This is a genomic window from Bradyrhizobium sp. USDA 3364, from assembly GCF_054056355.1.
Genome location: NZ_JBSRYG010000002.1, coordinates 647,830 through 674,164 on the forward strand (window position 1 = coordinate 647,830; position 26,335 = coordinate 674,164).

A 26,335-nucleotide genomic window follows, 5' to 3' on the forward strand; every position below is an offset into this window, starting at 1 on the left:
TCACCTCCGCTCGGTCACTTCATTGACAGCACAGATTGGCGGTATTTGTCGGCGGTACCAACGCGTTCAAGCATGGGCGCCATTCCGTCGGCCGTGCCGCCTGCTCTGGCCACGCGCGGCAGGCCTGACATATGCTCAGCGCATGTGCGGCGGCGCCGGGAGCGCGGCCCAAAAGCGGCCCAAGACAAGAACACCCAGCAGGAGACGTCCCGTGAAATGCTACGAGTTGCAAGGCCCTGGTGGCGTCGACGCGCTGGCGCTGGTCGACAAGCCGGTTCCGCAAGCCGGCCCCGGCGAGGTCCTGGTGCGGCTGAAGGCGGCGACGCTGAACTATCGCGACCTGCTCACGGTCAAGGGCGGCTACGGCTCGCGCCAGAAATTTCCGCTGGTGCCGGTCTCCGACGGCGCAGGTGTCGTCGAGGCGGTCGGCGCCGGGGTCAAGGGTTTCGCGGCCGGCGATCGCGTGATCGGCAGCTTCTTCGAAAGCTGGCTCGGCGGCGAGCCGAGCGAGGCACGGATGCGCGCGGCGCTCGGCGGCAGCGTCGACGGCGTGCTGACCGAGTACCGGATATTTCCCGCGCATGCGCTGGTACGCTCGCCCGAGCATCTCAGCGACATCGAGGCCGCGGCGCTGCCATGCGCGGGCCTCACGGCGTGGAGCGCGGTGGTCAAGCTCGGCGACATCAAGCCGGGACAGACGGTGCTGACCCAGGGCACCGGCGGCGTCTCGCTGTTCGCGCTGCAATTCGCCAGGATGTGCGGTGCCCGCGTCATCGCGACCTCGTCCAGCGACGCCAAGATCGCGCGGCTCAAGCAGCTCGGCGCCGATGTCACGCTGAACTACAAGACCACGCCCGACTGGGGCAAGAAGGCGCGCGAAGTGACCGGGCGCGGCGTCGATCTCGTCGTCGAGGTCGGTGGCGTCGGCACGCTGAACGAGTCGATCCGCGCCACCCGGATCGGCGGCACCATCGCCTTCATCGGCGTGCTCGCCGGTCCGGCCTCCTCCGACAGCAGGCTGCCGCTGATGGTGATGCAGCAGCAGCGGCTGCAAGGCGTCACCGTCGGCTCGATCGAGGATCTGCAGGCGCTGTGCGACGGCATCAGCATGCACGGCGTCAAGCCCGTGATCGACAAGGTGTTCGCCTTCGACCAGGTCAAGGACGCGTTCGCCCACATGGCGAGCGGTGCGCATTTCGGCAAGATCGCGATTGCGATCAGCTAACATGTATGCCTAGCGCCCCGTGAACTGCGCCTTGCGCTTCTCGACGAAGGCCTGCCGGCCTTCCTTCGCGTCGGCACTCTCGCGGATCACTTGTTGCAACTCGATCTCGCGGCGGAACTGATCGGCATAGCTCGCGTGCTCGCTCTCCTCGAGCAGCTGCCGGGTCGCGACCAGCGCGCGGGTCGGGCCATCGGCGAGGCGGCCGGCGAGCGTCTTCGCCTCGTCGAGCAATCTTGCATCGTCGACCACGTCGCGCACCAATCCCCACTCCTTGGCCCGCTCGGCCGACAGCGGCTCGTTCAGCAGCATCAGGTCGAGCGCGCGCTGGCGCCCGACCAGCCGCGGCAGCAGCCAGGTCGAGCCGAGATCGGGCACCAGGCCGATCCGGCTGAACACCTGGATGAAGCTCGCCGAGCGCGCGGCCAAAATCATGTCGCCGGACATCGCGAGGCTGAAGCCGCCACCCGCGGCAACGCCGTTGACCGCGACCACGACCGGCACGCGGCATTCACGCAAGGCCCGCATCGCCGGCCAGTAATGCGTCATCACGCCGGTGTAGATATTATCGCCGAGCGACTGGAACGCCTTGAGATTCTGCCCCGAGCAGAAGCCGCGTCCCTCCCCGGTCAGGACCAGCGCGCGGATGCCGGGATCGATGCTCATCTCGGCGACGGCGCGCGCGAGATCGCCGAGCAGGTCCGGCGTCATCGCGTTCAAGCTTGCGGGATCGTTGAGCGTCAGGATGCCGACCTTGCCGTCCCGTTCGCGCTTCACACCGCTCATTTTCCGCTCCCTGAAATTGGTTCTTGTTGTTGCACTGACAGTGCCATGCTTGGCATGCTACGCCAACGTAACCCGCCCGCAACAAGAACAGCGAAAGCAACGCCATGTCCGACCAGTTCTCCAGCTCACAAGTGATCCGCAAGCCGGCCGTCAGCGCCAAGGGCGGCATCGTCGCCGCGCAGTCGCGCAGGGCGGCCGAGGTCGGCGCAGAGGTATTGGCGGCGGGCGGCGATTGTGTCGACGCCGTGATTGCGACGACCTTTGCCCTTGGCGTGGTGGAGCCCTGGATGAGCGGCGCCGGCGGCGGCGGCGCCATGGTGCTGTACCGCGCCCGCGAGAACCGCGTCGAGGTGATCGACTACGGCATGCGCGCCCCGGACGGCCTGCGCATCGAGGATTATCCGCTGACCGGCGGCGCGGCCTCCGACCTGTTCCCCTGGGCACGGGTCAGGGACGACCGCAATTTGCACGGTCCGGGCTCGATCGCCGTGCCCGGCGTCGTCGCCGGCATGGAAGAGGCGCATCGCCGCCACGCAAAGATGCCGTGGAAGGACCTGCTGGCGCCGAGCGTCAAGCTCGCGGGCGAAGGCCTGCTGGTCGATTGGTGGACCACCGCGATGATCGCAAGCTCCGCCGCCGATCTCAGGCGCTATTCCGCCAGCGCCGCGGCGTATCTGCAGGATGGCCTGCCGCCGAACGCGCAATGGGGCATCCGTTCGGTGGTCCGCATGCCGCAGGACAAGCTCAAGGCGGCGATGGCGCAACTCGCCGCCGCCGGTCCGCGCGATTTCTACGAGGGCGATCTGGCGCGCAGCATCGCCGACGACATCCAGGCCGCCGGCGGCGCGCTGTCGGTGCGCGATCTCGCCGCGTTCCGCGCCCATCTGCGCGAGCCGCTGAAAATTCCCTATCGCGGCGGCACGGTCTATGCGACGCCGGAACTGACGGCCGGTCCCACCATGGCGCGCACACTCGGCCTGTTGCAAAAGGCGCTCGCGCCGGCGCAGGGCGGTCCGGATGCTGTTGCCTACGCCGCCTATGCCGAGACGCTGCAGGCCGCCTATCGCGAGCGGCTGAAGGACATGGGCGACGTCGACGGTCGCCGTTCGCTCGGCGCGGAGGCGATCGCACCAAGCTGCACCACGCACTTCTCCGCGGTCGATCGCGACGGCAACATGGCCGCAGTGACGCAGACGCTGCTGTCGACCTTCGGCTCCAAATTCGTGACGCCGAACACTGGCCTCACCATGAACAACGGCATCATGTGGTTCGATCCGGCGCAAGGCAATCCGAACTCGCTGGCGCCGGGCAAGCGCTGCCTGACCAACTACACGCCTGTGGTGGCCGAGGCGGCCGATGGACGACGTCTCGCCGCGGGCGCATCGGGCGGCCGCCGCATCCTGCCCGCGGTATCGCAGTTGCTCTCCTTCGTGATGGATTTCGGCATGGATCTCGACGCCGCGATCCATCAGCCGCGGATCGACGCCAGCGAGGGCGCGGTCGTGATCGGCGATGTCCGCCTGCCGCAAGCCGTGCGTGACACGCTGCGCGGCCGCTTCGACTATGAGGAGGCACGCATCCAGACCCAGCCGAAGAAGTTCGCCTGCCCCAGCATCGTGCTGCGCGAAGGCACGGCAAACAGCGGCGCCACCGAGCCGTTTCATCCGTGGAGCGATGCGGTGGCGGAGGGCTGAGGCGATCACGACTCGCATAACAACAATATCCCGGGGAGGCGGTCATGAACTACGAACAGATCACGTGCGACATCGGCGACTCCCTGATGACCGTCACACTCAACCGGCCGGATAAGCTCAACGCCTACACCGGAACGATGGGCGCGGAAATCGCCGACGCTTTCCAGCGCGCCGATGAGGACGACAATGTCCGGGCCGTCATCGTCACCGGCGCGGGCCGCGCGTTCTGCGCCGGCGCCGACGTCTCCGGCGGCGCCAAGAGCTTCGACACGTCCGGCAGCCACGGCGCCGGCGTGTTCGCAAGCTCCGGCCAGCGCAGCGGCCGTTTCGTCGAGGCCATCTTCAACTGCCGGAAACCCTCGATCGCAGCGATCAACGGCGCCGCGGTCGGCGTCGGCATCACCATGACGCTGCCGATGGACATCCGCATCGCCTCCGACGGCGCCAAGATCGGCTTCATCTTCGCGCGCCGCGGGCTGGTGCCGGAGGCCGGCAGCGCGTGGTTCTTGCCGAAACTCGTCGGCCTGCCGCAGTCGCTGCGCTGGTGCCTGTCCGGCCGTACCTTCGAGGCGGGCGAGGCACTGAAAGGCGGCCTCGTCAGCGAGGTGGTCGAGCCTGCCGCGCTGCTCGATCGCGCGCGGCAGATCGCCCAGGAGATGACGGCAGAGACGTCGGCCGTGTCGGTCGCGCTGACCCGTCAGATGCTCTGGCGCTTCGCCGGCGCGCCCGATCCGTTCGAATTGCTCGCGATCGACAAACCGATGTCGGTCGAGCGCGGGGGCCACGCCGACGTGCGCGAGGGTGTGCAGTCCTTCATCGAGAAGCGAAAACCGGCCTTTCCGGGCAAGGTCTCGCAGGACATGCCGAGCCAGTATCCGTGGTGGCCGGCGGCGGAGTGAAACGTGATCTCCACCGTCGTCCCGGCGAAGGCCGGGACCCATACTCCGCGGCAGATGTTGTCGGTGGGACTCGTCGTTGCAACACGCGTAACATGAGCATTTGTGGTTATGGGTCCCGGCCTTCGCCGGGACGACACTGTGTTTGTTGCACGGCCTGTGAGTCGAACTTCCGCATTCTCGCGACATAAATCGTCCGAGCTTTCGTTTCGTTGCTCTACGGAATATTTTCTTATCTCGGGATTGACAGGTCTTGCTGAGTTGCCCGTCGTGTCCAACCGGTAACACCCTCGCGCGAAACGCCGTGGTGTGGCGCGAGTTTGCCGCTGAGATATAGTGAGAAGCGTTGGTCAATGATGGCGGGGAGCACCGCGGAATGATCACCTGTTACCTGCGTTACGAGGTCAGACTGGGCAAGCTCGCCGACTTCGAAACCTATGCTGCAATGTGGCTCGATCTGGTGCCGCGGTTCGGCGGTATCCATCACGGCTACTTCCTGCCGTCCGAAGGCGCGAGCGACGTCGCGCTGGCGATGTTCAGCTTTCCGAGCCTCGCGGCCTACGAGCAATATCGGAAGGATTCCGCCGCCGATCCGGACGTTCAGAAGGCGATAGCCTTCGCAAAGGAGACGGGCTGCTTCACGCGCTATGACCGGTCGTTCTTCCGGCCATTGTTTCCGAAGGCGGCGTAAGGTCCGAGACAGTCCGCTCGGACTGACGACAAGCAAGGGTGACCGGCTTGAGCAATGCAAGCGCAGACGCACCACCCGGCGCTCAACTCCTTGGACGCGAGTGGCTGGGCATCGACGGTGAAACCGCCTCGATCCGCTTCGAGGCGCAGCCCTCCTTCACCAATCGGCACGGCACGATCCAGGGAGGCTTCCTCGCCGCGATGCTGGACTCGGCCACGGGGCTCGGCGCGCTGGCAGCGCTTCCTCCGACGCGCACCGTGGTGACCAGAACGCTCACCACGCGATTTCTCAAGCCGGCGCGCGTCGGCCCGATCATGGCCAAGGCGAAGGTCGTTTCGCAGACCGACCGCGACATGATCGTCGCGGCCGACTTGATCGACGCTGACAACATGACGGTCGCGACCGCGACGGCCGAGTTGCGGGTTCTGGACAAGCGATAGCCATGCGCCGTCATTGCTTCGTGCTGTCCGCTCTGCTGTTGCTTGCGGCTTCTGCGGCACAGGCGGCCGGGCTGCGGTCCTTCGACGTTCCAGCCGGCCCTGACGGGCCGGCGAACACTTCTCCTTCCTCGCGCTCTGCACGCCGAAGGAGGCCGAGAAGATTCCAGCCATCTGCACCGACGCGCCGGGCTTCGATCGCGCCGCGTTTCACCAGCGCTTCCACGCCGAGGCCATCGCGTTCTTCAGAATGCATCTGGGCGAGGCTGGAGCGCGATAGCGCGGCCAGTTCGATCAGCGATCGCTACACCGCGCCAGCAGGGTGAATTCGTTCATGCCGTAGCCGTCGATGGTCTCGACAGTGCAGCCGAGCTCGCGTTCGCAATAGCGAATCCACGCCTCCGGACTGGTGCAGTAGAGCTGCACCGGAGCGGCATCAGCACCAGCCGCGCCTTCCGCCGCGCCGGTGATGAAGTTGACGGCGAAGCCGCGCAGGCTGGCGCGGCGCAGGTCGGCCAGCATCTCGGCGACAAACGCCTCCCAGGATGCGCGGGAGCCGCCGACATTGACATTCATGATGCCGCTCGCGACCGAGTAGGCCGCGCGGCGCGGGCTGCCGTAGCCGACCTTGAACCGCCGTCCCGGCGCCGAGAAGCGGCGTCGCGCGCGGCTGATCATGGCGCGCGACAGGTCGGTCCCCAGATAGTCGATCTCAGCCTGCGGGTGACGCCATGCGAGATAGGCGCACAGTGCGCCGTAGCCGCAGCCGATGTCGTTCAGGCTGAACGGCGCGGAAAAATCGCAGATCTTCAGCAACTGCACGAAGCGGAGATCCTGGGTGGCCTGGCAGGACCAGTCCACCCCGCGTGGGGTGGCGCCGTATTTGGCGACCCGCGCGCTGTAGTAGGACTCGACATCGGCATAGAGGTCGGAGAACCGCGCCCGGTCGCCCTCGGTGCCGGGGTCCGCGGTCTCCGCCGCGATGCTCATGTCTGGCTCACTTCTCACTCACTTCTTCTTGGCTCGCCGTTGCTTGGCTGCCGCCGCGGCATCCTTGCGGGCGACCTTGCTGGGCTTGGTCGGGATCGACAGCACCCGGAACGACTGGGTCGAGTAGATCAGCGGCGAGCTGCCCTCGGACGAGAACGTCACCTGCGGGTTGCCCTTCATGGTGTGAACGCCGACGTGGACCGGCAGGGCGGACCCCTGCGTCAGCGCCTGCCGGAATGCCTGGATCACCCGATCGTATCCGTTCACATTCGCCATGTCTGACGGATAGCTCTTGAGCTTGCCGAGGAAGGTGTACCAACGCTGCCGCTCAGCCGGGTCGCTCGGCACGATCCCGATCAGCTTGAAAGATTGCTCGAGCGGATGATCGGGCGAGAAGATGTCGAATTCCTTTTGCAGTTCGACCATCTCCTTGATCCCGTCCGGGCCGAACCGCTTGTTCAGCAGGTCCAGAACATCCCGCGTCGTTTCGTCCTTAATGAAAGCTCCCATCAAAACCCCCTCAGTACTTTGTTTCCAGAAATGAAAAAAACGTCGCGCTAGCGACGCCGCTCATGGTGCAATCGAAGCTGGTCGAGTAGTGGCGCGAAGTAGACTGCCCCGGAGATATCGAACAAATTCTGAGCGCCGCCGACAAGCTCGTCAAGCTCATCATGTGACGTGCTGCCCAAAGCGCAAATGATCAGGCCGCGCAGCACGGTGGCGTGCAGCTCGGCGACGCGATCGGTTCGCCGACGAGCTACCATTAGTGCCTCGTCGGCTGTTTGCAGAGCTGCGTGATGGTCGGCGGCGCGATAAAGGGTTTCGGCCAGATCCGCGAGCATGCTGGCCTCGAATTCGAGGCCGGCGCGCGCGGAGCGCGCAAGGTCGAGCGCCTCCCGAAGCTGAACCGCGGCGACCTTGAAATCGCCCGTCGTAGCGCTGGCAAGGCCGGCACTGGAGACCGCGGCGACCCGGAGGTAGGGCATCCCGGACCGTTCGGCCAATTCGGCGATCTTGGCCGCGTGCGGCTTTGCGAGGTTGGGCCGGCCCCGTCTCCAGGCCATTTCCACCAGCGCAAGATGCGGAATGAACTGCACGACCGGCGCAAAACCTTCAGGCCCTGCCCGCAACAGCTCGGCAATCTGTCGTTCGGCTTCGGCAAACCGGCCCAGGCGAACCAGGATTCGGGCACTGACGCATTTGATCCAATGCTCGACGTCGAAGCCGAGAATCTGGTTGGGGTTGAGACCGAGTGTGACGTTGTTGTGAAAGCCGCCCTGTTCGGCAATGGCGGCGAGCGCCACCTGCCCGGCGTCGAACGCTTCGCCGAGGCGGCCCGACAGCAGGAACGCCTGGCTCAGCATGGCATTGACGGTCGCAAAGCGCCCGACGTCCCCGGTGCCGGAGGTGAGCTTCAAGGCGTCCTGCACCAGATTGACGTAGTCGTCGGCCGCCGCGGTCGCGGCCAGGATCCGGCCATAGGCGCCGAGCAGGATCGGCTCGTGCATCGGGTCCGCCGCGCGTGCGTATTTGATCGCCTCCTCGGCGTAGGGCTTGACCTCTTCGGCGGACATGCCCTCGCGCCAGCCGAAGTTGAGGATCTGGCCGCTCGACATCGCCCTTAGCCGGTCGACATAGTCGGACGAAGGCAGGTCCTGCAGCAGGCCGCGAACCTTTTTCCAGCTCCTCATCGCCTCGGCGGAGTTGGTCTTGCCGATCCAGCGCGCCGCCCGCTGCAAATGCGTGACCGCCTCCAGCGGCTGACCGGCGGCCTCGTAGTGATAGGCGAGCAATCCGGCAAACTCGTCGAGCTTGCCCCAGTCGAAGCTCTCGATCGCCTTGGCGACGGTCGCGTGCAGCGTGGTCAGCCGCGACCGCAGCTGGGTCGCGTAGGCCACCTCCTGGATCAACGGATGGCGAAACGCGAGCAGTCCCTTGTCGTAGGGCGGCAGGTCGTACAACAGCTCGGCCTGCCGGAGCTGCGCGATGGCGTTCAAGAGATCGTCATTCGGCAGCGCCGCGACCGGGCGCAGCACCGACATCGCGACCAGCCGGCCGATCACGGCCGCGGTTTCGAGCACCTGCTTGGCGACCTCCTCGAGATGATCGATGCGCGCGGCCACCACGGCCTGCACCGTCGCGGGCAGCGGCACCGCGTCGACGCCGTGCTTGAGCCGGTAGTTGCCGCGCTCGCCCTCGACATTGCCGCGCTCCACGACGGAGTTGGCAAGCTCCTCGATGAAGAACGGGTTGCCTTGCGCACGCTCGATGACATTGCTGCTCAGCGAGGCCAGCGAGGGATGCTTGCCGAAATGCTCGCGGAGCAGCTCGGTCGAATCGGACCACGGCAGCGGCGGCAGTGCGATCTGGCGGTAGTGCGACCGCTGCATGAACGGTGCGGTGAAGCCCGGCCTGAAATTGACTACCAGCAGCGTCGCAGTGCCGACGATCGCATCCACCAGCGTCTCGACGAACTCTTCGCTCGCGGCGTCGATCCAGTGCAGGTCCTCGATCAGCACGACCGTCGGCGTGTCGCCGGGGCGGGCGCGCACCAGCGTTCGAACCAGGTCGAGCAGCTGCAGCTTCAGCGCGCGCGGATCGAGCTTCGGGGCTGGATGCTCGGGATCGGCAAGCCCGAGAAATTCGAGCAGCACCAGCAGTTCCTGGTCCGACGACGCCATCTCGGCGAAACGGTCGATGACGCGCCGCCTCGACGTCTCGATGGGCTCCTTGACGCGGATGCCGAAAACGTCGCGCAGCAATTCGAGCACGGGCTGGAAGGGGGTTGCGCGTCCATGCGCCAGCACGCGGCCCTCGTAGACGCGAATACCCTTGCGGCGGCTGTTCTCGGTGAACTCAAAGCAGAGCCGGCTCTTGCCGATGCCGGCGTCGCCGACCAGGCCGACGACCCGGCCGTCGCCGCCGACCGCCCGCGACAACTCGTGGTCCAGCGCGGCCATCTGCTCGGTCCGGTTGACCATCGAGGTCAGGCGCTTACCGCTGCGGAATACGTCGCTGGCGGGTGCGCTGAGCAGCCCCGTCAGCCTGAACACCTCAACCGGCGTGGAGATGCCTCGAATGGTCTGCATGCCGAGCGGCATCACCTCGACGAACTGCCTCGCGCCGAGATAGGTGTCCCGCGTGATGAGGATCGCGCCCTCATCCGCCATCTGCTCCATCCGGTTGGCGATATGGACGTTGGCGCCGGCGGCGTCGTAGGTCTGATAGATGGTGTTTTCCACCGTCTGGACGACGACTTCGCCGGTGTGCAGCCCGACCCGGATCTGCATGCCGGGATCGGCGAGCCGTGCGACCGAATCCTGCATGGCCAAGGCGGCGAGACAGCCGCGGACCGCATGGTCCTCGTGCGGGCGCGGCGGCGCGCCGAACAGCGCCATGACGCCGTCGCCCTGGATCTTGTTGACGATGCCGTCGTAGCGGTGGACCGCCTCCTTCATCAGGTCGAGCACCGGCTCCAGCCGCCGCATCCCGAGTTCGGGATCGCCGAGGCTGTCGATCAGATTGGTCGAGTTGCGGATATCGGCGAACAGCAAGGTCAGGTTCTTGCGTTCGCCGCCCTTGCTGCTGAGCGAGCGCAGCATCCGCTGCGAGGGCATGTCCGGACGAGCGCCGGCCGCGGCGAGCACGGTGCCGCAGCGGCCGCAGAAGCGGCTGGAGGGCCCGTTCACATGGTGACAGGAATCACATTTGAGGCCTAACGGCGCACCGCAATCTTCACAATAATCGTTGCCAGCCCGGTTCGCATGACCGCATCGCTCGCACTGCATGAACAGCCTTTCAGTAAAGACTGCGAATATATCCGACGCGCGAGAATAGCCCAGCACATTCTGTAATTGTGTTAGCCGGTTCACACACCGAGCCGGTCCCGCACCCGCCCGGTCAGCACCGCCGTGGTGACGCCGACCCGCCAGAAGGCGTGCATCGGGATCGGCTTGATGCCGGTCACCGGCATGTCGATCTCGGTTTTGGCACCGCCGATCAGGCGGCGGGCCAGCTGCGCCCCCATCGCGGTCGAGAGCGCGACGCCGCGGCCGTTGCAGCCGAGCGAGATCAACAGATTCTCAGCCGGCGCATGGACATGCGGATAATGATCGGCGGTGATGGCGAGACGGCTGTTCCAGCCATGGGTCCAACTCGCGCCCTTGAGCTGCGGCCACAGCCGCTCGGCGTAGCGGATCAGATAGGCGACGTCGTCCGGCTTGCTGATCCAGCGCATCGGGCCGCGGCCGCCCATCAAGAGCCGGTTGTGCTGGTCGATGCGGTAATAGACCGTGATGTGGCCATTCTCGTAGAGCACCGGGCGGCTCGGCATGATGGCGCGGGCGATCTCGTCGGGCAGCGGCGCGGTCGCCGCGATCGACGAGAACACCGGCACGATGGTACGGCGAAGCGCGGGCCAGAGATCGTCGGTGAAGCCATTGGTCGCGAGCAGTACCTTGTCGGCGTGCACCACCGCGCGCGGGGTTTCGATCCGCCATCGGCCGCCGTCGCGGCGCAGCGACAGCGCCGGCGTCTCGCCATGGACGGCAACGCCGGCCCCGATCGCGGCGCGCGCCAGGCCGCGCGCGTAACTCAGCGGATGCAGATCGCCGCCGCGGGCATCGAGCATCGCGCAGAGATAGCGGTCGCTGCCGGTCATCGCGCGCATCTCGGCGGCGTTGAGCAGCTTCACCGGCATGCCGCGCCGGATGCATTGCTTCGCCGTGGTCTCGATCGCCGCGGCGCTCGCCTCGTTGTAGGCGGCGCGCAGCGTGCCGTTCTGCCGCGCCTCGCAGGGGATCTGGTAGCGGCGGATCAGATCATGGGTGAAGTTGGTGGTGCCGTAGGAGAACTCGATCATGCGGCGGCCGAGATCGGCGCCGAAATCCTGCTCGATCTGGTCGGGGTCGTGCTTCAGCCCGGGATTGGTCTGCCCGCCATTGTTGCCGGACGCGCCCCAGCCCGGCTCCTGCGCTTCCAGCACGGTCGCATGCACGCCGTGCTCGGCGAGATGCAGCGCAGTCGACAGGCCGGTGAAGCCGCCGCCGATGATCGCGACCGGCACGCTCTTGTCCGAAGTCAGCGGCGGCGCCGGGGTCGCCTCGACCGCGGTGTCGGCATAGAGACTCGGGGGCAGCGGCAGGCGGGCGGGAGCATTCATTGGATGAGACCGGATCACAGCGGATGCAGCACGCGGCGCAGAAAATCCTGGGTGCGCGGGTGCTGCGGTTGGTTGAGGACGGATTTGGCGGCGCCCTGCTCGACGATGACGCCGCCGTCGATGAACAGCACGCGGTCGGCGACGTCGCGCGCGAAGCCCATTTCATGGGTGACGACCACCATGGTCATGCCGTCATCGGCGAGCTTGCGCATCACCGAGAGCACCTCGCCGACCAGCTCGGGATCGAGCGCGGAGGTCGGCTCGTCGAACAGGATCGCCTTCGGCTGCATCGCCAGCGCACGCGCGATCGCGACGCGCTGCTGCTGGCCGCCAGAGAGCTTTGGCGGATGCACCTCTGCCTTGTCGGCGAGGCCGACCTGCCCCAGCAGCGCACGGCCGCGGGCGATCGCCTGCTCGCGCGGCTGCTTCTTCACGTAAAGCGGCCCCTCGATGACGTTCTCGAGCGCGGTGCGATGCGGAAACAGGTTGAAACGCTGGAACACCATCGAGACCTGGGTGCGGATCGCCACGATCGAGCGGTCATTGCTGTCGACGCGCGTGCCCTCGACGCTGATCTCGCCGCGATCGTAGCTTTCGAGCCCGTTGATACAGCGCAGGATGGTCGACTTGCCGGAGCCGGACGGGCCGATGATGCAGACCACCTCGCTCTTGGCGACCGACGCCGTGATACCCTTCAGCACCTCGACCTTGCCGAAGCTCTTGTGAACGTCGTTGAGCTCGATCATTTGCGGTTCGCCTTGTTCTCGAAGTGCCGAACCAGCAGGATGAGCGGGATGCTCATGGTGAGGTACATCAGCGCCACCAGGGTGAACACGCTGGTGTTCTTGAAGGTCGAGGAGGCGATCAGCTTGCCCTGCAGCGCCAGCTCGGCGACCGTGATGGTGGAGGCCTGCGAGGAATCCTTCAGCATCATGATCATGATGTTGCCGTAGGGCGGCAGGATGATCCGCACCGCCTGCGGCAGCACCACGCGGCGCATGGTGAGCCACCAGCCCATCCCGATGGTCTGCGCCGCCTCGATCTGCCCCTTGTCGATCGCCTCGATGCCGGCGCGGAAATTCTCCGCCTGATAGGCCGAATAGGCGATGCCGAGCCCGATGATCGCGGCCTGCAACGCCGTCAGCGCGATGCCGAAATCAGGCATCACGAAATAGATGTAGAACAGCAGCACGATGATCGGGATGCCGCGGATCACATTGATCAGCGCCGCACTGAAACCTGTGAGGATGCGGATGCCGGATACCCGCATCAAGGCCCACACCAGCCCGAGCACGGTCGACAGCGCGAGCGAGCCGACCGTGACGACGATGGTCAGCCAGACACCCTGCAGCAGGATCGGCACGAATTCGACGGCGTCGTGGAAGAACTTTTGCATCGGCTCAAATCATAGAAGCGTCATTGCGAGCGGAGCGAAGCAATCCATCGGTCCGCAAGCTCGGAGAGATGGATTGCTTCGTCGCTAGCGCTCCTCGCAATGACGCGGAGAACACAGTGAAGCTCAACACCAAATCTCATCGCGGCACGTCCCTCACGATGCGTTGGCCTTCTGGCCCCACTTCTCCAAAATCTTTCCGATCGTGCCGTTCGCCTTCAGCTTTGCCAGCGAGGCGTTGATCTTGGCGAGCAGCTCGGTGTCGCTCTTGCGCACGCCGATCGCAACCGTGCCGACGGTGACGGGCTTGTAGCCGTCGACCAGCCGCACGTCGGCGAAATTGCCCTGCTGCAGATTGTAGGCGAGGATCGGATAGTCGGCGAAGCCGGCCTTGAGGCGGCCGGCATTCACGTCGCGCAGGATGTCGGGAATGGCGTCATAGACCTTGACCTCGCTGAATAGGCCGGTCTTCTTCAGCGCATCGACGAACGCGGTACCGACCTGGGCGCCGACCACCGTGCCCTTCAGATCCTCCTGCGTGGCATAGGACTTGCTGTCGGACTTCGGCACCACGAGACCCTCGCCATAGGTGTAGACCGGATCGGAGAAGTCGATCACCTCCTTGCGCGCGGCGGTGGCGAACATCGCGGCTGCGATGATGTCGATCTTGTTCGAGGTCAGCGACGGGATCAGCGCCGAGAACTGCATCGGCTCGATCTGCACGGAAAAGCCGGCGTCCTTGCCGATCTCGGTGGCGAGATCGACCATGATGCCCTGGATCGAGTTGGTCTTGGTGTCGAGGAAGGTGAAGGGGATGCCGGTCGGCGTCGAGCCCACCTTCAGCACCTGCTGCGCCCCTGACGGCGCGCTCAAGGCAAGGGCAAGCGCCGCGACCGCGGCCTGCACGAGACGCTGAAAGGACATCGCAACACCTCCCGAAGCTGGCCTTGGCGCCGCATCGCCCGCGTATCGGCGCTTTTGGTTGCGGGCGACGCCGTTCCGGCCTATTTTCACCAATATGAAATTGTGGTCACGAAACCGCGGTCAATGCAAGCGGTTTTCATGCACATGAAGGAAGCGGATTGACGTGAGCGGCGGCAAGAGAATGCGCAAGGGAGCGGCAGCGAAGCCTGCGACGGCACGCCGCGCCGTCAAGAAGCCAGTCAAGAATCCGGTCAAGAGGCCTGCCGAGCCCGCGATGGACCTTGCGGTCGGACACCGCATCCGCGACCTCCGCCGCAGCAAGCAGATGTCGCTGGAAACGGTTGCCGCCGCGACCAGTCTCTCGATCGGCTTCATCAGCCAGATCGAGCGCGGCCTGTCGTCGCCCTCGCTGCGCGTGCTGGCGACCTTGGCCGACGTGCTTGGTGTCGGCATCGCCGCGCTGTTCGGCGCGACGCCGAAGGATGACAGCGCCGGCGGCGTGGTGACCCGCGAGCTGCAGCGCGCCGAGCTGAAATTGTGGCGCACCGGAATCTCAAAGCAGCTGTTGAGCCCGGCCGGCAGCGAGAGCCGGCTCAATCTGTTCCTGGTGCATCTCGAACCCGGCGGCAACACCGGCGACGAGTTCTATACCCATGACGGCGAAGAAGCCGGCCTCGTGCTTGCCGGCGAGATGACGCTGACGGTGGACACGGAAACCTGGACGCTGAAGCAGGGCGACAGTTTCCGCTTCGCCAGCCGCAGACCGCACCGGTTCTCCAATCCGGCCCGCGATGCCAAGGCCATGGTGCTGTGGGTGAACTGCGTGACGGCGGCGGGGTGAGTGCGCGCTTTCTCAACCGTCGTCCCGGCGAAGGCCGGGACCCATTACCACGAATGGAAATGATTGCGCGACGCGGGGTCGCAACCCTCTCAAACAACACGACCCGGTGGTTATGGGTCCCGGCTTTCGCCGGGACGACGACGATGGTTACACGGCGATCGGGTCAGTCCGCGTCAGCCCAGCCCCATCACGATCTCCTCGATCTTGATCGGGAAATTCCGGGCGCGGATGCCGGTGGCGTGCCAGACGGCGTTGGCGACCGCACCGGCGCTGCCGGTGATGCCGATCTCGCCGACGCCCTTGATGCCGAGCGCGTTGACGTGCGGATCGTGCTCGTCGACGGTGATGACGTCCATCGGCGGCACGTCGGCATTCACGGGCACATGATACTCGGCGAGGTTTGCGTTGAGGATGCGGCCGGATCTGTGATCCATCACTGCCTCCTCGTGCAGCGCGAAGGAGAGGCCCCAGATCATGCCGCCATAAAGCTGGCTCTGCACCAGCAGCGGATTGATGATGCGGCCCGCGGCGAAGGCGCCGACCATCCGCGTCGCGCGGATCTGGCCGAGCTCCGGATCGACCTTGACCTCGGCGAACACCGCGCCATGCGCGTGCATCGCATATTGCGACTGCGCGGCAGGATCGGCCGCACCGCTGCCGGCGGCGTCGATCTCGGCAAGCCCGGCGCGCGCGAGGATCTCGGCATAGCCTTCGCTGCGCGACTCGTCGTCACGGCGATGCAGCCGGCCGCCGCGCGCGATCACGCCGGCATTGCCGGCGCCGAACAGCGGCGAGCGCCGGTCCGTGGTGGCGAGCTCGGCAAGCTTGGCGATCACGCCAGCCCCCGCGTTGTGGATCGCGGCGCCGACGGTTGCGGTATGGCCGGAGCCGCCGGCAATGCCGGCGTCCGGCAGGTCGGAGCTGCCGGAACGGAACGTCAGCTGATCGAGCTCGACGCCGAGCGAGTCGGCCGAGATCTGCGCAAGCGCGGTCCAGGCGCCCTGCCCCATGTCATGGGCCCCGGTCTCCATCACGCCCTTGCCGTCGGCGCGGATCACGGCGCGGGCATTGCCCTGGAACATGATCGCAGGGAACGTCGCGGTGCCGACGCCCCAGCCGACCAGGAAGCCGTTCTCGTCGCGCATCTGCTTCGGCGCAAGCGGACGCCGCGCCCAGCCGAAACGCTCCGCGGCCTTGGCGTAGCACTGCCGCAGCGCCTTCGACGAGAACGGCTTTCCCGTCGTCGGCTCGACCTCGGCATAGTTCTTCAACCGAAACTCCAGCGGATCGATGCCGCAGGCGAACGCCGCCTCGTCGATCGCACCCTCCAGCGCAATCGATCCGGTGGCCTCCCCCGGCGCACGCATGAACAGCGGCGTGCCGGTGTCGACGCGCACCGCCTCATGCGCGGTGTGGATCGCGGGACTGGCATAGAGCGTATGCGAGGCGTCGGCGGCCGGCTCGTAGAAATCGTCGAAGCTCGACGTCGTGATGCGCGCGTGGTGATCGATCGCCGTCAGCATGCCCGCATCGTCGGTGCCGATGCGCAGCCGCTGCCGGGTCGGCGGGCGATGGCCGACCGGGCCATACATCTGGCTGCGGCGCAGCACCAGCTTGACCGGACGCCCTACCAGCTTCGCCGCCATGATGCCGAGCACCTGTGGCCCCGAGATCAGGCCTTTGGAGCCAAAGCCACCGCCGAGGAACGGGCTGTTGATGTGGATATTCGCTGGCGGAATGCCGAACAGCCCGGCGACGCGCATCTGCGCGAACCCCATGCCCTGGCTCGGCGTGTCGATGAACAGGCGGTCGCCGTCCCACACCGCGACGATCGCATGCGGCTCCATCGCGTTGTGATACTGCGCCGGCGTCTCATAGGTCGCATCGGTCAGCTTCGAGGCGGCGGCGAGACCGGCATCGATATCGCCGTGACGGACTTCGGCCGGGTTGCCGATCCCGACCACCGGCGGCGCATAGGCCTCGCCCGCATCGAGGCCGACGCGCGCGATCTCGACCTGGTAGCGCGGCGACAGCAGCGCCGCGCCTTCGGTCGCGACCTCCAGCGTCTCGGCGATCACGACCGCGATCGCCTGGTTGGCGTAGCGCACCTCGTCGCTCTGCAACAGCTCCATGCGGAAGGCGAACGGATTGCCCTTGGCGTCGGGATCTTCGGCAAGCTCCGGCTTGTGCGCCGGGGTCATCACGTCGACGACGCCGGGATGGCGCTTGGCGGCGTCGACGCAGAGCGCAGTGACGCGGCCGCGTGCGATGCAGCTCGTCGCGATCACGGCATAGAGCATGCCTGGCGGATGATTGTCGGCGGCGTAGCGGGCTTTGCCCGTCACCTTGAGGATGCCGTCGGTACGGGTCAGCGGCTGGCCGATATTCGAGCCATGCCTGATATGGGCGGGGTCGCGGGTCAGACTGATCTCAAGCGTCATGCGTCACGCTCCTGCAACGGATGAGAAGGGAGAGCCCGGCAGCGCGGCAATGCGGTCCGGCGTGCCTGCGGCGGCAAGGGTGAGCGCGCGCACGATGATGCGTTGCGCGAGCTCGATCTTGAAGGCGTTGTTGCCGGACGGCTTGGCCTCGGCGAGCGCAGCGCGCGCCGCCTCGCGATAGATGCCCGCATCCGGCGTTGCGCCCGCGAGCACCTGCTCGGCCTCGCGCGCGCGCCACGGCTTGGCCGCGACGCCGCCGAGCGCGAGCCGCGCCTCGCGGATCTTGCCGTTCTCGATGCGCAAGGCCGCCGCGGCAGAGACCACGGCGAAGGCGTAGGAGGTGCGCTCGCGGACCTTGATGTAGCGGGCATGCCGGGCAAAGTTTTTCGCATCGGCCGGCAGGCGCAGCGCGACGATCAGATCGCCGCGCTCCAGCGCGGTCTCGCGCTCCGGCGCATCGCCGGGCAGACGATGCAGCGCCTCGAGCGGCAGCTCGCGCCGGCCTCCCTTGCCCTCGATTTCGACCACGGCATCGAGCCCGACCAGCGGCACGCAGAAGTCCGACGGATGGGTCGCGATGCAGCCCTCGCTCCAGCCGAGCACCGCGTGCAGGCGGTTCTCGCCCTTCAGCGCGTCGCAGCCGGCGCCCGGCCAGCGCCGGTTGCAGGCGCTGCCGGCGTCGTAGAAATAGGCGCAGCGGGTCCGCTGCATCAGATTGCCGCCGACGGTCGCGGCGTTGCGCAGTTGGGCGGAAGCGCCCGACAGCAGCGCTTCGGCGATCGCGGGATAGGTGCGCGCGAACTCGGCGTCATGCGCGAGATCGGAATTGCGCACCAGCGCGCCGATCCGCAAGCCGCCGTCGGAGAGCTGCTCGATGCGGTCGAGCCCGGGCAGACGCGTGACGTCGACCAGCCGGCTCGGCCGGCTGACGCCGCCCTTCATCAGATCGAGCAGGTTGGTGCCGGAGGCAAGATAGGTCGCGCCCTTTTCGGAGGCCGCCGCGATCGCATCCGCGACGTTGGCCGGCCTGACGTAATCGAAATTCATCATGCGGAGCGCCTCTGCTCGGTCGCGGTCATGTTGGATTGGGCTTCGAGCACGGCTTCCGTGATCCCGGCATAGGCGCCGCAGCGGCACAGATTGCCGCTCATGCATTCGCGCACGCGCTCCGGATCGTCGCCGGCCTGCCCTTCCTGGATCAGGCCGATTCCGCTCATGATCTGGCCCGGCGTGCAGAAGCCGCACTGGAAGCCGTCATGGGCGATGAAGGCGGCCTGCACCGGATGCAGCTCTGCGCCGCGCGCGATGCCTTCGATCGTGGTGATCTCGGCGCCGTCATGGCTGACGGCGAGGGCGAGGCAGGAGTTGATGCGGCGGCCGTCGACCAGGATGGTGCACGCACCGCACTGGCCGCGGTCGCATCCCTTCTTGGTTCCGGTGAGGTCGAGCCGCTCGCGCAGGAGGTCGAGCAGGGTGACGCGGGGATCGTCGAGCGCAATTTCCCGGCGGACGCCGTTGATGGTGAGACTGATAGGAAGATTCATGCAGGGCTCCGATCCGTGTATGGTCGGGTTGAATCGAGGCAACGCGTTCCCGTGGCCGCCGATCCGCGATCGGCGCGCCTTGTCAGGCCCGGTGCTGGTCGCCATATACGGAGGCGTCCTCCGTTTACAAGAGAGGGGGAAAAGAAAAAGGAATGGCCGGTCCATCACCAGAAATTGTCCGCAAGCCCCGCGCCGACGCCGTGCGCAACCGCGAGCGCGTGCTGGAAGCGGCCAAGGCCGTGTTCTCGGCCGGCGGCAGCGAGGCGAGCCTGGAGGCGGTGGCGCGCGGTGCCGGGGTCGGCATCGGCACGCTGTATCGCCACTTCCCGACCCGCGAGGCGCTGTACGAGGCGGTCTATCGCCGCGAGGTCGAGCAGCTCGGCGATCTGGCCGAGCAGTTGCAGGGCGCGCCCGAGCCGGTCGAGGCGCTGCGGCGCTGGCTGCGTGCCAATGTGCAATTCGTCGCAACCAAGAAGGGCATGGTGGCGGCACTCGCGCTGGTCGCGACCGGCTCGACCGAACTGCATGCCTATTCGTTCGATCGCCTGACCAAGGCGATCGGCACCCTGCTCGCGCGTGCGGTTGCGGCCGGCGCAATCCGCGACGACATCAGCGCCGAGGACGTGCTGCGCGCGCTGATCGGCATGTGCTACATGCACGACCAGCCGGGCTGGCAGACCACCGCGCTGCGGCTATTGGACGTGTTCGTGGACGGTTTGCGCGTACGGCCGGCGGATAACGCGGCGCCGGTGAAGCCTGTGAAGAAGGCGAGCCGCAAGCCGGCACGCTAGCCGTTCGCTCACCCACGTTTGCTGATCGGGGTCCGCACATGCACGAAAGGCCCGCCGGACAGGCTGGCCCTTCGTTCTATTTTGCCGGGCTACGGGAGCCCAACATTGCCCATTGTCAGAGATCAATCCCGACCGTGATGTTGCGGCCCGTCAATTCGGCAAACGTTGCCGTATGGGCGACGAGCTTCGCGAATGCTTCGTCTTTAGCAACCGCCTCCTGCACTTTGCCGTAAACTTCCCAATTGGCGAAACGCACGGTCACCAGATACTGTCCCGCCCAGTTGCCGGTATGGAAACGTGATAGCCGAAGAAATTCAGCACCATGTTTTTCGAAAATTGCCTTCGCCTGCTTCGCGGTCTTGACTATTTCCTCGGCCTTGTCGCTCTTGAAACGCGTAAACGACACGATAGCCATGACTGCCCTCCTCCGGTTTACCTGTCGCGTGGGGTCTTCGGACGGACTTTCAAAGGAAAACTTGCAGAACGCTTGTCCCGCCGATGTGAGTCGCCCCGCCACGTCGAAGGTTTACGCCATGGTGGCGCTCGGGCGACCTGTTGGCTCATCCGGGCGACGCCCGCTACGCGTGCCTTTCCGGGCCATGCTTCAGGGGCGACCGGTGCGCGGCCCCAGCCATCTCATGATCACCGCATGCGGCGTGCACCGGCTGCGCGGCAGGCGGTGGCGCTGCAGCGCGGCCGTTGCGAAGGCTGATGCCTGTTCGGCGAATTCGCGTTTCTCACGCGCCAACGTCATCCATTCGCGAATGATCGCGCGTCGGACCCTGGACATCCGGACTGCCTCCATTCGCGTCAGGCCGCGAGCCGCAGCGGATGGGCCTGCGACCTTCGCGCCGCAAGCGCGCATCCGAATTGATGCACAATGCCCTGCTCGACGACGAAGCCGCGCCGCTCCAGCGACGCGCGCAGGCTCTGGTTCGCCGATGCCTTCTGCGCGTCGACCCACACCACCAGCACCGCGCGGGCGCTGAGGAAATTCGCCAGCCAGTCCAGCGTCGGCTCGAGCGCATGCAGCGTGCGCCGCCGCCAATCGACCAGCGCAGCGTCATACTGGGCAGCCGGGCGGCCGCAGTTGCCGGTCGCCGCAGCCCGCAGATAGCCGCGCCGATGCAGTTCGAGCATCAGTTCGATGCTTTTCGAGCCGGCCACGACGATGCGTTGCTGGGTCGAGCAGCCGGCGAGCGCGATCATCGGCTCGATGATCCTGTCGCCGGGGGCCAATTGAAGCGAAGTCATGATGTCACCTGTTCTCGTTCGCTCGCGCGTCCGGCCGACGCTTCGGCCGGACGGTCGCGATGCGTGAGCTTTCGGGAGCAATATCTTCAGGGCGGGATATGAATTCGAGAGCACTGCGTGCTGCGCGGCATATGCGCCGCATAGGGGCGCCGGGCAGTCCGGCGGCCAATGGCAAGGCGAGCGTCGCAAGGCGAAGGCCGCGGGAATGTGCCGAAGCGCACAGATGGTTCGATCGGCGTCCGGCTGGATCGCCGCATTGCCAATGCCAATCCATACTTGCGATTCAGCCCGGCCATCGTGCCGGGCTTTTCGTTGATTCATTTGCGCCGACGAAGAGCGCCGCGGCAAGCCGGGGCTTTTTCGTGGTCATCGCGGGATGATCCCCCCTCGCCTCCTGCCGGCCGAACCGATTGCCTGCAGATATATCGTAATAAGATATACTCCACGCCGAGCACACGTTTCACGTCTGCCAAAACAGCGCCGCGGGGCGGGCGGCATCCGGCAATTCAACGAAGGTCGAATGGGCGATCCGATGTTTCCATTCACGCCGTCTCCAGGAATGACTATGCTGACAAAAAAACCGGTGGACGCGGAGGGCAACTCCGCGATCTGCCGATTGGCCATGGCGAGGGAAACGCGCGTTCGAGCTCGAGCTTTCGAGGACGACTCCCGATATTCGGGAAAAGATGCGCCTGCCGTTCATTTGGATTGCAGAAATGAACGAGAGCATCTCATCTCCGTTTATCCGCTACCCTATCGGCACTTCGCTGCTGATGGCCGGCATCCTGTTCGTCGGCATGGTCGCCTATCCGCTGCTGCCGGTCGCGCCGCTGCCGCAGGTCGACTTTCCGACCATCCAGATCTCCGCAAGCCTGCCCGGCGCCAGCCCCGAGACCATGGCGTCTTCGGTCGCGCAGCCGCTGGAGCGGCAATTCGCGCAGATTCCCGGCATCGCCCAAATGACCTCGACGAGTTCGCTGGGGTCGACCGCGGTGACCATCCAGTTCGATCTGAACCGCAACATCGACGGCGCGGCCAACGATGTCCAGGCCGCGATCAATGCCGCCGGCGGCCAGTTGCCCAAGAACCTGCCGTCGCCGCCGACCTATCGCAAGGTCAACCCGGCGGACTCGCCTGTCCTCATACTGTCGGCGACCTCGGACACGCTGCCGCTGATCAAGGTGAGCGATGCGGTCGACGCCCAGCTCGGCCAGCAGATCAGCCAGATCTCGGGCGTCGCCCAGGTGTTCATCGGCGGGCAGCAGAAGCCCGCAATTCGTGTGCAGATCGATCCCGCCAAGCTGGTCGCCAAGGGGCTCTCGCTGGAAGATATCCGCGGCCAGATCGCCATCACGACGACAGACAGTCCCAAGGGCAACATCGACGGCACCAGCCGCGCCTATACGATCTACGCCAACGACCAGCTGCCGGAGGCCAAGGACTGGAATGACGTCATCGTCGCCTACCGCAACGGCGGTCCGTTGCGGATTCGCGACATCGGCCGGGCTGTCGCCGCGCCGGAAGACATGAAACAGGCCGCCTGGGCGGACGGCCAACGCGGCGTGTTCCTCGTCATCTTCAAGCAGCCCGGCGCCAATGTGATCGGAACGGTCGATCGGATCAAGGAGCAGCTTCCGAGGCTCATTGCCGCCATTCCGCCCGCCATCAAGATCAAGATCATCAGCGACCGGACATTGACCATCCGCGCCGCGGTCGAGGACGTCCAGATCACGCTGCTGATCACCATCGTGCTGGTCGTCATGGTGATCTTCATCTTCCTGCGCAGCTTCTGGGCGACGGTTATTCCCGCCGTCACCGTGCCGCTGGCGCTGCTCGGCGCCTGCGCGCTGATGTGGGTGTTCGGCTATACGCTCGACAACCTTTCGCTGATGGCGCTGACGATCGCGGTCGGCTTCGTGGTCGACGATGCCATCGTCATGCTGGAAAACATCACGCGCTATGTCGAGCAGGGTGCGCGGCCGCTCGCCGCGGCATTGCAGGGCGCCGGCGAGATCGGGTTTACCATCCTGTCGATCAGCATTTCGCTGGTCGCGGTGCTGATCCCGCTGCTGCTGATGGGCGGCGTGATCGGCCGGCTGTTCCGCGAGTTTGCGGTGACGCTCGCGATGGCGATCTTCGTCTCGCTGGTGGTGTCGCTGACGCTGACGCCGATGATGGCATCGCGCTTCCTGCGCGCGCACTCCGAAACCAGGCACGGCCGGCTCTACCAATGGAGCGAGGCGGCATTCGACAGGATGCTGCATGGCTATCAACGCGGTCTTGATCTGGCGCTGAGCTGGAGCCGCACCACGCTATGCATCTTCTTCGCGACGGTGGCCCTGTCGGTCTACCTGTTCGTGATCATTCCCAAGGGATTCTTCCCGCAACAGGACAACGGCTTCCTGATCGCCGTGTCGCAGATGGCGCAGGATATCTCGTTTGCCGACATGGAGCGGCATCAGGAGGAGCTCAGCAGCATCGTCCGGGCCGATCCCGCGGTCGACAGCATGGCCGAGTTCATCGGCGGCGGCGGTACCGCGCTCAATTCGGGCCGCATGTACATCACGCTGAAGCCGCGCGAGGAGCGCGACGTGAGTGCGCAGCAGATCATCGAACGGTTGCGGCCGAAGCTCGAGGCCGTGGAGGGCGCGCGGCTCTACATGCAGGCCTCCCAGGACGTCCGGCTCGGCGGCCGCGCCACGCGGACGCAGTTCGAATACACGCTGCAGGACGCCAACCTCGCCGAGCTGAACGAATGGGCGCCGAAGATCCTGGCCAGGATGAAGACCCTGCCCGAGCTGCGCGACGTCGCCACCGACCAGCAGACCGAGGGTACGACGCTGACGATGACCATCGATCGCGACACCGCCTCGCGCTTCGGTATCCAACCGCAACTGATCGACGACACGCTGTACGACGCGTTCGGCCAGCGCCAGGTGACCCAGTATTTCACCCAGCTCAACAGCTATCACGTCATCCTGGAGATCCTGCCCGAGTTGCAGGGCAAGCTCGACACGCTCAACAAGCTCTACATCAAGTCACCGACCACGGGCGACGAGGTCCCGATCTCGGTGTTCTGCAAGTGGACGACGATCCCGGTGCGCCCGCTCGCGATCGCGCACCAGGGGCAGTTTCCGGCGACCACGATCAGCTTCAACCTCGCGCAAGGGGTGGCGCTCGGCCAGGCTACCAATGCGATCCAGGACGCCGTCGCCGATCTCGGCGCGCCGGCCACGCTCAGTTCGAGCTTCCAAGGCACCGCGCAGGCCTTCCAGCAATCGCTGAGCTCGGTGCCGCTCCTGATCCTGGCCGCGCTGGTCGTGGTCTATCTGATCCTCGGCATGCTCTATGAGAGCTACATCCATCCGCTCACGATCCTATCCACGCTGCCGTCGGCCGGCGTCGGCGCGCTGGCGATCCTGATGGCATTCGGGTTCGATTTCAGCCTGATCGCGCTGATCGGCATCATCCTCCTGATCGGCATCGTGAAGAAGAACGGCATCATGATGGTCGACTTCGCGATCGCCGCGGAACGCGAGGAACATCTGTCGCCGCGTGAATCGATCCGGAAAGCGGCGCTGCTCCGTTTCCGTCCGATCATGATGACGACGATGGCGGCCCTGCTCGGCGGCGTACCGCTGATGCTGGGTACCGGAACCGGATCGGAAATCCGCCAACCGCTCGGCTATGCCATGGTTGGCGGCCTGCTCGTGAGCCAGGCGCTGACGCTGTTCACGACGCCGGTCGTCTATCTCTATCTCGACCGGCTCTCGAACGCGCTGTCGAGCTGGACGGCCACGAAGCGCGACGACGATGCCGAACCGCCGGTGCGGAACGCCGCCGAATAGCGGTTCGTATGCGACCGCGGCGCCCTACCCGAACCTGTGATCGTAGCGCTTGATCGACAGCTCCTTGGTGTCGATCTCGGGCTTCCCGCCGGACAGCATATCGGCGAGCACGCGGCCCGAGCCGCAGGCCATGGTCCAGCCGAGCGTGCCATGGCCAGTGTTGAGGTGCAGGTTGGCAAACCGCGTCGCGCCGATCACGGGCGGGCCGTCCGGCGTCATCGGGCGCAGGCCGCACCAGAAGGTCGCCTTCGGGAGGTCACCGCCGCGCGGAAACAGATCGGTCAGCGAATGGTCCAGCGTCGCGCGCCGCGCGGCGTAGAGCTTGGTCGAATAGCCTGAGATCTCGGCGGTGCCGCCGACCCGGATGCGATCGCCGAGCCGGGTGATCGCGACCTTGTAGCTCTCGTCCATCACGGTCGATTCCGGTGCGCCGGACGCATCCTTGATCGGCACCGTGATCGAATAGCCCTTCACCGGATAGACCGGCAGCGAGATGCCGAGCGGCCGCACGAGATGCGGCGAATAGCTGCCGAGTGCCAGCACATAGGCATCGGCGGTCATCATGCCGGCGCTGGTCGCAACGCCGGTGATCCGGGTAGCGTCTGCGTTCAGGCCCTCGATACCGGTGTTGAAATTGAAGCGCACGCCGAGCTTCTCGGCTTCCAACGCCAAGGCCTGCGTGAACATGTGGCAGTCGCCGGTCTCGTCATGCGGCAGCCGCAGACCGCCGGCGAATTTTTCTTTCACGCTCGCGAGCGCGGGCTCGGCGGCGATGCAGCCCTCGCGGTCGAGCACCTCGAACGGCACGCCGTACTGCTTGAGCACCGCGATGTCGTCGCCGGTGCCCTCGAGCTGCGATTGATAACGAAACAGCTGCAGCGTGCCCCTCGCGCGCTCGTCGTATTTGATGCCGATCTCGCTGCGCAACGCCTGCAGGCAGTCGCGGCTGTATTCCGCGATCGGGATCATCCGGGCCTTGTTCACCGCGTAGCGCGCCGTGGTGCAGTTGCGCAGCATCTTGAGCAGCCACAGCCACATCACGGGATCGACCTTCGGGCGGATCACCAGCGGGCCGTGCTTCATCAACAGCCACTTCACCGCCTTGACAGGCACGCCGGGGCCGGCCCAGGGCGACGAGTATCCGGGCGACACTTCGCCGGCATTGGCAAAGGAGGTTTCCAGCGCGGGCTTCGGCTGACGGTCGATCACCGTCACCTCATGGCCGGCGCGCGCAAGGTAATAGGCCGAGGTGACGCCGATCACGCCACTGCCGAGAACAAGGACCTTCACTTTTCCTCACATCCTGCAGCAAAAACGCAATCGCCGCTGCGAAACCACTCTGCTTCGCAACGGCGACAGCAATTTGTAGAGCTAGCCAATCTACCGCGTCATGAATGCTGCTTCCCCTCATCCTGAGGAGCC

At 66.0% G+C, this 26,335-nt stretch carries 23 protein-coding genes; 8 read left to right on the top strand and 15 right to left on the bottom strand.

Translation table 11 applies throughout. The features are described from left to right. Nucleotides 1-211 precede the first annotated feature (211 nt). Entirely contained in the window at nucleotides 212-1,225 is a 1,014-nt protein-coding gene (locus ACVILL_RS03315; protein ID WP_456727839.1) for a zinc-dependent alcohol dehydrogenase family protein, read from the top strand. Nucleotides 1,226-1,234: 9 nt separating this feature from the next. Here the strand turns inward: ACVILL_RS03315 and ACVILL_RS03320 are convergent, their stop codons facing one another. Then, nucleotides 1,235-2,008, bottom strand: a complete 774-nt coding sequence (locus tag ACVILL_RS03320; protein ID WP_456727840.1) for an enoyl-CoA hydratase-related protein — start codon at nucleotides 2,006-2,008, stop codon at nucleotides 1,235-1,237. 104 nt (nucleotides 2,009-2,112) lie between these two features. On the opposite strand from ACVILL_RS03320, the gene ACVILL_RS03325 reads away from it, so the two are divergent. The 4 genes from ACVILL_RS03325 to ACVILL_RS03340 all read left to right on the top strand — a co-directional run bounded on the left by ACVILL_RS03325 (nucleotide 2,113) and on the right by ACVILL_RS03340 (nucleotide 5,729). Continuing rightward, a complete protein-coding gene (locus ACVILL_RS03325; protein ID WP_456727841.1) occupies nucleotides 2,113-3,702 on the top strand; it encodes a gamma-glutamyltransferase in 1,590 nt (529 codons plus the stop codon). A gap of 44 nt (nucleotides 3,703-3,746) precedes the next feature. Beyond that, on the top strand, nucleotides 3,747-4,601 hold the full coding sequence (locus ACVILL_RS03330; RefSeq protein WP_456727842.1) for an enoyl-CoA hydratase-related protein: 855 nt from the start codon (nucleotides 3,747-3,749) through the stop codon (nucleotides 4,599-4,601). A gap of 373 nt (nucleotides 4,602-4,974) precedes the next feature. Continuing rightward, nucleotides 4,975-5,289: an NIPSNAP family protein gene (locus ACVILL_RS03335; protein WP_456727843.1), complete on the top strand. Its 315-nt coding sequence runs from the start codon at nucleotides 4,975-4,977 to the stop codon at nucleotides 5,287-5,289. Nucleotides 5,290-5,327: 38 nt separating this feature from the next. After that, entirely contained in the window at nucleotides 5,328-5,729 is a 402-nt protein-coding gene (locus tag ACVILL_RS03340; RefSeq protein WP_456727844.1) for a PaaI family thioesterase, read from the top strand. 10 nt (nucleotides 5,730-5,739) lie between these two features. On the opposite strand, the gene ACVILL_RS03345 is transcribed toward ACVILL_RS03340, so the two are convergent. The 8 genes from ACVILL_RS03345 to ACVILL_RS03380 all read right to left on the bottom strand — a co-directional run bounded on the left by ACVILL_RS03345 (nucleotide 5,740) and on the right by ACVILL_RS03380 (nucleotide 14,194). After that, the gene (locus ACVILL_RS03345; protein WP_456727845.1) at nucleotides 5,740-5,982 is read right to left on the bottom strand and encodes a hypothetical protein; all 243 of its coding nucleotides are present in this window, start codon (nucleotides 5,980-5,982) and stop codon (nucleotides 5,740-5,742) included. Nucleotides 5,983-6,020: 38 nt separating this feature from the next. Then, a complete protein-coding gene (locus ACVILL_RS03350; protein ID WP_456727846.1) occupies nucleotides 6,021-6,716 on the bottom strand; it encodes a class I SAM-dependent methyltransferase in 696 nt (231 codons plus the stop codon). 18 nt (nucleotides 6,717-6,734) lie between these two features. After that, nucleotides 6,735-7,226: a hypothetical protein gene (locus ACVILL_RS03355; RefSeq protein WP_456727847.1), complete on the bottom strand. Its 492-nt coding sequence runs from the start codon at nucleotides 7,224-7,226 to the stop codon at nucleotides 6,735-6,737. A 47-nt stretch (nucleotides 7,227-7,273) separates the two neighbouring features. Continuing rightward, a complete protein-coding gene (locus ACVILL_RS03360) occupies nucleotides 7,274-10,504 on the bottom strand; it encodes an AAA family ATPase (RefSeq protein ID WP_456727848.1) in 3,231 nt (1,076 codons plus the stop codon). Between the two features lie 80 nt (nucleotides 10,505-10,584). After that, on the bottom strand, nucleotides 10,585-11,877 hold the full coding sequence (locus tag ACVILL_RS03365) for an NAD(P)/FAD-dependent oxidoreductase (protein ID WP_456727849.1): 1,293 nt from the start codon (nucleotides 11,875-11,877) through the stop codon (nucleotides 10,585-10,587). A 14-nt stretch (nucleotides 11,878-11,891) separates the two neighbouring features. Beyond that, the gene (locus ACVILL_RS03370; protein ID WP_456727850.1) at nucleotides 11,892-12,623 is read right to left on the bottom strand and encodes an amino acid ABC transporter ATP-binding protein; all 732 of its coding nucleotides are present in this window, start codon (nucleotides 12,621-12,623) and stop codon (nucleotides 11,892-11,894) included. Further along, nucleotides 12,620-13,273: an amino acid ABC transporter permease gene (locus tag ACVILL_RS03375; RefSeq protein ID WP_456727851.1), complete on the bottom strand. Its 654-nt coding sequence runs from the start codon at nucleotides 13,271-13,273 to the stop codon at nucleotides 12,620-12,622. The genes ACVILL_RS03370 and ACVILL_RS03375 overlap by 4 nt, the downstream gene beginning before the upstream one ends. A gap of 153 nt (nucleotides 13,274-13,426) precedes the next feature. Beyond that, the gene (locus ACVILL_RS03380) at nucleotides 13,427-14,194 is read right to left on the bottom strand and encodes an ABC transporter substrate-binding protein (protein WP_456727852.1); all 768 of its coding nucleotides are present in this window, start codon (nucleotides 14,192-14,194) and stop codon (nucleotides 13,427-13,429) included. A gap of 181 nt (nucleotides 14,195-14,375) precedes the next feature. Here ACVILL_RS03380 and ACVILL_RS03385 point away from each other — a divergent pair, with 181 nt between their 5' ends. Continuing rightward, nucleotides 14,376-15,035, top strand: coding sequence for a cupin domain-containing protein (locus ACVILL_RS03385; protein ID WP_456727853.1), 660 nt, complete (start codon nucleotides 14,376-14,378; stop codon nucleotides 15,033-15,035). Nucleotides 15,036-15,208: 173 nt separating this feature from the next. Here ACVILL_RS03385 and ACVILL_RS03390 read toward each other — a convergent pair whose 3' ends face one another. Genes ACVILL_RS03390 through ACVILL_RS03400 form a run of 3 tightly spaced genes read right to left on the bottom strand, consistent with a single transcriptional unit; the run spans nucleotide 15,209 to nucleotide 19,020 of the window. Further along, on the bottom strand, nucleotides 15,209-17,476 hold the full coding sequence (locus tag ACVILL_RS03390; protein ID WP_456727854.1) for a xanthine dehydrogenase family protein molybdopterin-binding subunit: 2,268 nt from the start codon (nucleotides 17,474-17,476) through the stop codon (nucleotides 15,209-15,211). A 3-nt stretch (nucleotides 17,477-17,479) separates the two neighbouring features. Then, a complete protein-coding gene (locus ACVILL_RS03395; protein ID WP_456727855.1) occupies nucleotides 17,480-18,526 on the bottom strand; it encodes an FAD binding domain-containing protein in 1,047 nt (348 codons plus the stop codon). Then, nucleotides 18,523-19,020 (bottom strand): (2Fe-2S)-binding protein, encoded by a 498-nt coding sequence (locus ACVILL_RS03400; protein WP_456727856.1) that lies wholly within the window; start codon nucleotides 19,018-19,020, stop codon nucleotides 18,523-18,525. Before ACVILL_RS03400 ends, ACVILL_RS03395 begins: the two co-directional genes overlap by 4 nt. A gap of 152 nt (nucleotides 19,021-19,172) precedes the next feature. Here ACVILL_RS03400 and ACVILL_RS03405 point away from each other — a divergent pair, with 152 nt between their 5' ends. Further along, nucleotides 19,173-19,811, top strand: coding sequence for a TetR/AcrR family transcriptional regulator (locus ACVILL_RS03405; RefSeq protein WP_456727857.1), 639 nt, complete (start codon nucleotides 19,173-19,175; stop codon nucleotides 19,809-19,811). Nucleotides 19,812-19,926: 115 nt separating this feature from the next. Here ACVILL_RS03405 and ACVILL_RS03410 read toward each other — a convergent pair whose 3' ends face one another. Further along, on the bottom strand, nucleotides 19,927-20,226 hold the full coding sequence (locus tag ACVILL_RS03410; RefSeq protein WP_456727858.1) for a DUF6854 domain-containing protein: 300 nt from the start codon (nucleotides 20,224-20,226) through the stop codon (nucleotides 19,927-19,929). Between the two features lie 395 nt (nucleotides 20,227-20,621). Next, complete coding sequence (locus tag ACVILL_RS03415) at nucleotides 20,622-21,065, bottom strand: hypothetical protein (protein ID WP_456727859.1); 444 nt, start codon at nucleotides 21,063-21,065, stop codon at nucleotides 20,622-20,624. A gap of 716 nt (nucleotides 21,066-21,781) precedes the next feature. Between ACVILL_RS03415 and ACVILL_RS03420 the strand changes: the two genes are divergently transcribed. Further along, a complete protein-coding gene (locus ACVILL_RS03420; protein WP_456727860.1) occupies nucleotides 21,782-24,913 on the top strand; it encodes a multidrug efflux RND transporter permease subunit in 3,132 nt (1,043 codons plus the stop codon). A 24-nt stretch (nucleotides 24,914-24,937) separates the two neighbouring features. Here ACVILL_RS03420 and ACVILL_RS03425 read toward each other — a convergent pair whose 3' ends face one another. Continuing rightward, nucleotides 24,938-26,203, bottom strand: coding sequence for a D-amino acid dehydrogenase (locus ACVILL_RS03425; protein ID WP_456727861.1), 1,266 nt, complete (start codon nucleotides 26,201-26,203; stop codon nucleotides 24,938-24,940). Between the last annotated feature and the right edge of the window lie 132 nt (nucleotides 26,204-26,335).

Coding starts and splice junctions, on each gene's coding strand:
- ACVILL_RS03320 (WP_456727840.1), bottom strand. CDS start 2,008: ATGAGCGGTGTGAAGCGCGAACGGGACGGCAAGGTCGGCATCCTGACG.
- ACVILL_RS03325 (WP_456727841.1), top strand. CDS start 2,113: ATGTCCGACCAGTTCTCCAGCTCACAAGTGATCCGCAAGCCGGCCGTC.
- ACVILL_RS03330 (WP_456727842.1), top strand. CDS start 3,747: ATGAACTACGAACAGATCACGTGCGACATCGGCGACTCCCTGATGACC.
- ACVILL_RS03335 (WP_456727843.1), top strand. CDS start 4,975: ATGATCACCTGTTACCTGCGTTACGAGGTCAGACTGGGCAAGCTCGCC.
- ACVILL_RS03345 (WP_456727845.1), bottom strand. CDS start 5,982: ATGCATTCTGAAGAACGCGATGGCCTCGGCGTGGAAGCGCTGGTGAAA.
- ACVILL_RS03350 (WP_456727846.1), bottom strand. CDS start 6,716: ATGAGCATCGCGGCGGAGACCGCGGACCCCGGCACCGAGGGCGACCGG.
- ACVILL_RS03355 (WP_456727847.1), bottom strand. CDS start 7,226: ATGGGAGCTTTCATTAAGGACGAAACGACGCGGGATGTTCTGGACCTG.
- ACVILL_RS03360 (WP_456727848.1), bottom strand. CDS start 10,504: ATGCAGTGCGAGCGATGCGGTCATGCGAACCGGGCTGGCAACGATTAT.
- ACVILL_RS03365 (WP_456727849.1), bottom strand. CDS start 11,877: ATGAATGCTCCCGCCCGCCTGCCGCTGCCCCCGAGTCTCTATGCCGAC.
- ACVILL_RS03370 (WP_456727850.1), bottom strand. CDS start 12,623: ATGATCGAGCTCAACGACGTTCACAAGAGCTTCGGCAAGGTCGAGGTG.
- ACVILL_RS03375 (WP_456727851.1), bottom strand. CDS start 13,273: ATGCAAAAGTTCTTCCACGACGCCGTCGAATTCGTGCCGATCCTGCTG.
- ACVILL_RS03380 (WP_456727852.1), bottom strand. CDS start 14,194: ATGTCCTTTCAGCGTCTCGTGCAGGCCGCGGTCGCGGCGCTTGCCCTT.
- ACVILL_RS03385 (WP_456727853.1), top strand. CDS start 14,376: ATGCGCAAGGGAGCGGCAGCGAAGCCTGCGACGGCACGCCGCGCCGTC.
- ACVILL_RS03390 (WP_456727854.1), bottom strand. CDS start 17,476: ATGACGCTTGAGATCAGTCTGACCCGCGACCCCGCCCATATCAGGCAT.
- ACVILL_RS03395 (WP_456727855.1), bottom strand. CDS start 18,526: ATGATGAATTTCGATTACGTCAGGCCGGCCAACGTCGCGGATGCGATC.
- ACVILL_RS03400 (WP_456727856.1), bottom strand. CDS start 19,020: ATGAATCTTCCTATCAGTCTCACCATCAACGGCGTCCGCCGGGAAATT.
- ACVILL_RS03405 (WP_456727857.1), top strand. CDS start 19,173: ATGGCCGGTCCATCACCAGAAATTGTCCGCAAGCCCCGCGCCGACGCC.
- ACVILL_RS03410 (WP_456727858.1), bottom strand. CDS start 20,226: ATGGCTATCGTGTCGTTTACGCGTTTCAAGAGCGACAAGGCCGAGGAA.
- ACVILL_RS03415 (WP_456727859.1), bottom strand. CDS start 21,065: ATGACTTCGCTTCAATTGGCCCCCGGCGACAGGATCATCGAGCCGATG.
- ACVILL_RS03420 (WP_456727860.1), top strand. CDS start 21,782: ATGAACGAGAGCATCTCATCTCCGTTTATCCGCTACCCTATCGGCACT.